Source organism: Paraburkholderia silviterrae, from assembly GCF_004353915.1.
Taxonomy (GTDB): domain Bacteria; phylum Pseudomonadota; class Gammaproteobacteria; order Burkholderiales; family Burkholderiaceae; genus Paraburkholderia; species Paraburkholderia silviterrae.
In genome coordinates this window covers 68,686-69,460 of sequence record NZ_SMRP01000014.1, presented here as the reverse complement: position 1 = coordinate 69,460, position 775 = coordinate 68,686, and the positions used below count along the sequence as shown (strand labels likewise).

The 775-nt window shown below is 63.6% G+C and carries 1 protein-coding gene; it reads left to right on the top strand.

The genetic code is table 11. From position 1 onward, the window contains the following. Window positions 1–775, top strand: a 775-nt coding sequence (locus EYW47_RS42025) for an ABC transporter permease subunit (protein ID WP_240763899.1), incomplete at both ends; no start/stop codon positions are given.

Genomic DNA, 775 nt, shown 5'->3' with positions numbered 1-775 from the left:
GGCCAACGCTTCGGCGTGGCGCGTGCTGCCCAATCGCTGGGACTTCGTGGCGTTCCCGCTGATCATCGGGCTGATCGCCATGGCCGCCGTGGGCTTTCATCAGACCATGGCGCCCATTGGCGTGCTCAAGATTCAGACGATCTCGCTCGATCCGTCGATGCTGCCCGAGTACGCCTTGCGCACCACGCTGCGCATGCTCGCCGCGATGGTTGCCTCGCTCGTGTTCACGCTCGTCTATGGCACGCTCGCAGCCAAGAGCCGCCGCGCGGGCCTGGTGCTGGTGCCGATCCTCGACATCCTGCAGTCGGTGCCGGTGCTCGGCTACATCTCGTTTACGGTCACGTTCTTCCTCGCGCTGTTTCCCTCGCGCGTGCTGGGCGCGGAGCTCGCGGCGATCTTCGCGATCTTCACGAGCCAGGCCTGGAACATGACCTTCAGCTTCTACCAGTCGCTGCGCACCGTGCCGCGCGATCTCGATGAAGTCTCGAAAGGCTTTCACCTGACCGGCTGGCAGCGTTTCTGGAAGCTCGAAGTGCCGTTCTCGATGCCGGGCCTCATCTGGAACATGATGATGTCGATGTCGGGCGGCTGGTTCTTCGTGGTGGCCTCCGAGGCCATTACGGTGGGCAACAACACGATCACACTGCCGGGCATCGGCGCGTATCTGGCGCAGGCGATTACGGAAAAGAACCTGCACGCGGTGGGCTGGGTCATTCTCGCGATGACGGTGGTGATTCTGGCCTACGACCAGTTGCTGTTCCGCCCGCTGGTGGCG